Below are 7,101 nucleotides of genomic sequence, written 5' to 3'. Positions count from 1 at the left end.
TAAAAGAGGTCTAAAAACACACTGATGTTAGTGGCCCATTGTCGCTAGCTCAATTACATCATCATAGATTGTAGTGACTCTTGGCTAGTAAAGCGCTTATGGAAGAAGTCTAAAAACACACTGATGTTAGTGGCCAGCTGACGCCTGCTCGAATACACACCGTATACTTTAAAGGCCTCCATTGGCCATTCTTGTAATAAGGGGACTAGAGAGCCACTTGCGAGTTCGTTCTTACACACTGAGTTTGACAGCATGGCAATGCCAAAGTCGTCCATAGCGAGTTGCTTGACCATCACCGCGCTGTTAACGCGCACTTTTCGCTGAAAGTTAACCATGGTTTTTCTGGTGCCTTTACCCAGCGGCCAGATAGGGGCAGAGCGTGAGGTTCCTAATAAAATACCACTATGTTCAGCCAAATCTTGTGGTGTTGCTGGCGTGCCATGAATTTTTAAGTAACTAGGGCTTGCGACCAAGATAGGTTGGCGCTCAAATAACAGTCTTGCGACTAAATCAGATGACTGTAATGGGCCATATTTGATGGCGATATCGTAACCTTCTCCTACGAGTCCAATATCACTATCGGTAAATTGCACGTCGAGCTCAACATTGGGGTATAGACGTAGAAAGCCACTGCATAATGTGGCAATTAACTCTTGGCTAAAAGAGACGGGAATAGCAATACGCAATAAGCCAGAAACGTCGTTATGGGTATTTTCTACTGTGGCTTTGGCAGCCTCTATTTCATCGCTTATACTGGAGCAATGCTGAAAAAACAGCGCGCCGACCTGAGTCAGGCTTAAATTACGGGTATCTCGTTGTAAAAGTCGCACGCCAAGCTGCTCTTCTAGTTGAGCAACTTTACGACTAATGGTTGATTTTGGCATGCCTATTTCACGGGCAGCTTGAGAGAAACCTTTGGCTCTAACTACCGCTGCAAAGAGCATCATACCGTTTAAATCAGGCATGTTATCTCCACTGTCTCAAATATGGAACAAAGCGTCTAGTGCAGTTTAATAGCAATTGACGGGATAACAAAGTTATATTTACGGGCTAAAAATTTCAGAGGCTAAAGCAGAGGATCTTTCGATGACCAGCAAAAATCAGCCCGCTAACATGACTCAAGTGCAAACTGCCGACCCGCTTTTTCTAAAAGCAGAGCAGTTAGCAAAAGACTTTTCACTGTTTCCTGAGCACAGTAAGCAAACGCTTTCAGAGGAGATTAAAGGTCTTTTAGACGATGACGCGATTCAAGCTAATCTTAAAGACTTGGCTCAGTTAGACGTTGATGGTTATGTCACTAAGGTGATTCAACCAACTCAAGATAAAAATCGCCCGGGTGCTAAACGCATCATTGCGGATCTTAAAGGTAAGCTCATTACCGAAACCCATATCGGCCCTTTTTATAGTGCAGAGATTGAACTGAATTTTGGATCTCGTACTCGCCGTATCGGTTTTGTCGCGCAAGAACGCACAACCGCAAACGGAGCATGGATGCCTGAGCATCATATTGCTTGCTGTAAAGCGATTCGCCACTTTGCTGAGCTGTCTATGCCGATTGTTTACCTTATCGACACGCCTGGTGCCGATGCAGGTGAAATAGCTAACAGCCAGAACCAAGCACACTCTATTTCTAAAGCGATTGCCGAGAGCGCGAACGTTGACGTACCTACTGTGGGTATAGTTATCGGTGCGGGTTACTCTGGTGGCGCGATTCCACTTGCCGCTGCAAACATCTTGTTATCGCTACGTGATGGTATTTTTAACACCATCCAGCCACAAGGTTTGCAAAGCATTGCCCGTAAATACAACTTGTCTTGGCAGGAATGTGCTAAGTCAGTTGGTGTATCGCCTGAAGAGCTTTATACCTCTGGTTGTATCGATGGCATTATCGATTTCTCGCCATCAGACCGAGATGAGCGTCAGCACAATTTACGCCGTGCAATTATTAGCAGTATCGAAGCGGTAGAAAAAGCAGCGGTTAACTTTGTGCGTGAGTCAGAAGATCTGCGTGAGCATTATGACCGCAGTTTAGCGCGTTTCCTAAGCCCGTCTAAGAATCTTGAAGCGTTAGAGCTCAATGCTGAGCTTGCGGTAGCTAACAACCCAACAATGCACTTGAACCTGTTTGGTAGTACATACCGTTACTTGCGTTATCTAACGCTGCGTAGCCGTATCCATTCTATCTCGCAAGAGCAGTACGGTCGGCTATCTAAGGTCAGCGTGCCTGAAGGTGATTTGTTAGCGCGTATTCAGCAAGAGCAAGACCGTGTATTCCAGTCTTGGTTATCAAGCCCTGATAAACTGGTTTATGACGAAGAGCTGAACAAGCTATGGGGTAACTTCATCGCTAAGCGTGATGATGTGTCTACCGAGCGTAATATGCTAACGCGTTTGATTTTGGGTGAGCCAAAAGAGAACTATAAGAAAGCCCGTAAGGCGCTTATCTTTAACATCAGCTGGTCGCTATACCACCGCTGGAAAGGCAACGCAGAGAACAACTTCAAAGGGCTGATTAATTATCTTGAGACGCTTCCATCTGAAGTGACGCAAGCCGATTGGCCTGAACTGAACAAGCTAACCGTGTTAGATGTGATTGTTCATGATGAGCTGCGTGAAGACTTTATTTGGCAATGTCATAACATTTTAGTGTTTGATGCGCTTTACGACAACGTTGTGGGTAATCTTGCGTCTATCGCAAAAGAAGCCATGATGTCTAAGAGTTTGTCACGTAACTCGGTTGATAACTTGCTGCATGACTCTATTGACCGTGCACTATCGACGCAAAACGTTGCTAACGATAAGAACAAGTTCTACAAGTGGCTGAAGTACTTTATGTCACAGTCAAACCGCGCAGAACTACTGACTCGTACTGAGCAGTGGAAGAGTGTTGGTTTCCCACAACTGAACGACAGTCTATTTGTTATTCTGACTTACTTTTTCGAGCGTTTACTGCCTGAGTATTTTGACAGCGAAGAAGAAAGCGGTGAATACACTGGCGCAATTAACCCTGTTCGTATCGGTCGTCGTAAAGACTTCTGGAACCGTTTGACTATGGGTTATCAAGATTTGTTAATCCAGAAAGTACTTCGCGACGAAAAACGCGCAGGAAAAATGGGTTGGGAATCAATTGTCGCTAAGTTTTTCTCTGAGTTTGAAGAGATTAACGGCGATAAGATTTCAGCTAACTTGCTTAACTTCCCCGGTTTCCGTCTTTCAATCGAAGATGCATTAGACAAGGGCATTCGCCCATGTGGTTTAATCACAGGTCTTGCTGATTTTGATCATAAAGGTCAGCCAATGCGCGTGGGTGTTGCAGTATCAAATACGGCGTTCCAGGCGGGTGCATTCGATATGGCGGCAGCTGAGAAGTTCAGCGCGTTATTGATTGAGTGTGCTAAGCGCAGACTACCGGTTATCTGTTTCATCAGCTCAGGTGGTATGCAGACTAAAGAAGGTGCAGCCGCGCTTTTCTCTATGGCAGTGGTGAACGATCGTATTACTCGCTTTATTCGTGATAACGAATTGCCAGTATTGATGTTTGGTTATGGTGATTGTACCGGTGGTGCACAGGCAAGTTTTGTGACACATCCACTGGTACAAACTTATTACTTGTCTGGCACTAACATGCCGTTTGCGGGCCAAATGGTTGTTCCAGCTTACTTACCGTCTACGTCCACGCTGTCTAACTACTTGTCTAAAGTACCTGGCGCGATGGATGCATTGGTGACGAACCCATTTAGTGACACGATTGACGAACAATTACAAAGCATCGATCCGTTAATGCCTAAGCCGACGGCTAAGATTATTGATGTGATTGGTAGTGCAGTATCGACGTTGGTTCCTGAAAGACTGATTGCTGAAGAAGTGATTGTTCAGGATGATCCGCGTCAACTAATGAAGCCGATTGACAAGGTATTGGTTCATGCTCGTGGTTGTACTGCGGTTAAGCTTATCCGCAAGGCTCATGACAATAATATCAATGTGGTATTGGTTGCATCAGATCCTGATATGACGTCAGTTCCAGCTGATATGCTAAAAGGCAACGACAAGTTAGTTTGTATTGGTGGTAACACTTCTGATGAGAGTTACCTAAACGCGTATTCTGTACTTAAAGTGGCTGAATACGAAAATGTGGATGCATTGCACCCAGGTATTGGTTTCTTGTCTGAAAGCCCGCAATTTGCTGCACTTTGTGTCAACAACGGTATTAATTTCGTTGGTCCAAGCGTGCATAGCATGACGACTATGGGTAACAAGTCGAACGCGATTAAGACATCACAAGCGCAAAACGTGCCTGTTGTACCGGGTAGTCACGGTATTTTGACTAACGCAGAGCAAGCGGTAAACGTTGCTAGCGAAATCGGTTACCCAGTACTGCTTAAGGCGGTACAAGGTGGTGGCGGTAAAGGTATTCAGGTTGTTGAACGTCCAGGTGACATGATCTCCTTGTTCCAAAAGACCTCTACTGAAGCAGCTGCCGCATTTGGTAACGGTGACTTGTACCTAGAGAAGTATGTAACCTCGCTACGTCACATTGAAGTCCAGTTACTACGTGATCAGTTTGGTAATACTAAAGTACTCGGCCTACGTGACTGTTCTGTACAGCGTAATAACCAGAAAGTGGTTGAAGAGTCTGGTTCAACTATGTTGCCAGATGAGCTTAAGCAAAAGGTGATGGAATACACCCGTCTACTTGGTGACGCAACCGATTACATGGGTGCTGGTACGGTTGAATTTATCTATAACTTAGACGCGAACGAAGTCTACTTTATGGAAATGAACACTCGTTTACAGGTTGAGCATCCAGTTACTGAAGCAACATCAGGCATTGATATCGTTAGCGCTGGTTTTGATATCGCAGCAGGTCGCTCGATTGCCGAGCTTGAGCCACAAGATATTGGCTATGCGATGGAAGTGCGTGTAACGGCTGAAAAAGCGGCTCTTGATAGTAATGGCGTATTACAGTTATTACCGTACCCAGGTCTAATCACTGAGTACCAGATGCCAGAGCGTGATGACATCGAAATCATCTCAATTGCAGGCGAAGGTAAAGAGGTTTCTCCTTATTACGATAGCTTGATTGCGCAGATTATCTGTCGTGGTGAGAGCCGTGAAGATGTGATTGTTAAGCTACACGACTACCTAGCAAACCAAGTGGTGATAAAAGGTATCGCAACTAACATTCCGTTGCTCACGCGCATCCTTAAAGATGGCACCTTCAACGAAGGCGTATACGATACTAATTATCTACCACGCTTTATGGCAGAGCTAGACGTGCCAGAGATGATTGCTGAAATGGAAGCGGCGGCAGAAACGGTAGGTGTTGATACTGCATCACTTCGCGTTGGTGAAAGTAATGAGCTTAAAGTGATGGCTCAAGGCGCAGGTATCTTCTATACCTCTCCAGCACCGGGTGAAGCTGACTTTGTTAAAGAAGGCGACATAGTTACTGTCGATCAGACTTTAGCGCTTACAGAAGCAATGAAGATGTTCTCGCAGGTAACCTTAGCAGGCTTTAACCGTAAGAACGCGATACTTTACCCTGAAGATCAACAGTATCGTATTGAGCGTATTCTTAACAGTAACGGTCAGCAAGTCTCTCAAGGTGAGTTACTGTTTGTTGTGTCTCCGGTTGCCTAGCAACTAGGTGTACTTCTTCGCAGCCTAACTTAAGGTCAGTTAAGATGAGTGAAAGCGTAGCGAATTAGACCTAAAAAATACCCACATTATGTGGGTATTTTTTTGTCTAAAATTCGCTAGGCATTCATATCTTGATACTGATTTGGCTTGATACTGACTAGCGCTATATCGATTAACTTTATACCGATCGGATATAGTTGCTTTCAGGACTTATCGACCCCCTGATAGCGAATTAAAAACGCTAACAACAATGGGGTGATAATGCTGGTTGCTATCGCCATGATGACTATGGCGGAAAATAGCCCAGATATGATGGGCGGTGTAGGGTCTGGATGATTAAATAGCCCGGCTTGTAACGCGACTCCCGCTAAAACGATTTCAACTGCTCCGCGGCCACTCATTGCAACGCCTATTCGCAGTGACTCTTGGCTACTATGACCCGTAGCCCGTGCACATAGCCCAGCGCCAATGAGCTTACTGAGCAAGGCTACAGTAATCAGTAGAGCGACAAACCCAGGGATTGATGCCAGTGACGTCAAGTCTAAATGAAACCCTATCGACACGAAAAAAATTGGCGCGAGAAAACCTGAGGTGATACCCGACGTTTGTCTCTCAACGCGGTCATATACTTTTTGCTCCACAACCGCAGGATGGAAAAACATACCTGCGACAAAGGCACCGATAATAAAATGTAAACCCAGTATTTCGGCGAGTACAGCGTATCCTAGAGAGGCGATTAATAGCATACTAAAATCAATATCAGGGATATTGGTGTACTTGAGATAGCGACCAACAAAAGGAAATAGATAGTAGCCGACAGGTATTGTGATAACGAAAAAGAGCAGTACTTTAGCTAAAAGTGGGCCCCATAAATCTAGAGTAAAAGATAGGGTGCCCCCATTACCAATCGTGGCTAACAATAAGGAGAGAATAAATAAGCTGAGTAGATCGTCCCACAGCGCGGCGGCGACAATGGTTTTACCCTCTTCGGTATCTAAGCGGTTAAACTCCATCAGCATGCGAATGGTGACAGGCACCGCCGTAACGGCAAGAGCCGTTCCCAAGAACCAACTTTGAACTGTTTTAAAGGGGGATTCTGGAAACAGCATAAGCCCTATTAAGGTACCAGAGATAATAGGCACTAACATGCCGCCGACCGCTACAGCAGGGGCTGAGCTTGAGGTCTTCTTAAAGTCGAGTGGGCTCATGCGTACGCCAGCCAATAGCATCAGGAAAAACATCCCTAGATCGGCCAGCGCTTCAAACGCTTCCCCTTGAGTCACTTCCCACAGCAATGGAAATGTGTCTTGAAAACGATACAGGAATAACCCCAGTGCGATCCCAGACACTAACTCGCCTACAATCGGCGGTAAATTTAAGCGTTTGGCTATAACCGCAAAAATCCGGGTAACAGCCAGCAATACAAGAACTAAATAGAGAAAACGCATCTGTATTTTACCC

General features: G+C 45.3%; 3 protein-coding genes. 1 reads left to right on the top strand and 2 read right to left on the bottom strand.

From position 1 onward, the window contains the following. Positions 1 to 53: 53 nt before the first annotated feature. The gene (locus ACVBIK_RS14860; protein WP_447160886.1) at positions 54 to 965 is read right to left on the bottom strand and encodes a LysR family transcriptional regulator; all 912 of its coding nucleotides are present in this window, start codon (positions 963 to 965) and stop codon (positions 54 to 56) included. Positions 966 to 1,086: 121 nt separating this feature from the next. Between ACVBIK_RS14860 and ACVBIK_RS14855 the strand changes: the two genes are divergently transcribed. Beyond that, positions 1,087 to 5,640 carry an ATP-binding protein gene (locus tag ACVBIK_RS14855; RefSeq protein WP_447170000.1) on the top strand — a complete coding sequence of 1,518 codons (4,554 nt, stop codon included), beginning with the start codon at positions 1,087 to 1,089 and terminating at the stop codon, positions 5,638 to 5,640. A 203-nt stretch (positions 5,641 to 5,843) separates the two neighbouring features. Here the strand turns inward: ACVBIK_RS14855 and ACVBIK_RS14850 are convergent, their stop codons facing one another. After that, a complete protein-coding gene (locus ACVBIK_RS14850; protein WP_447169999.1) occupies positions 5,844 to 7,088 on the bottom strand; it encodes a cation:proton antiporter in 1,245 nt (414 codons plus the stop codon). Positions 7,089 to 7,101: the final 13 nt, after the last annotated feature.

This window comes from Shewanella sp. 125m-1 (genome assembly GCF_052977065.1).
This window is presented reverse-complemented; position numbering and strand designations above follow the sequence as displayed.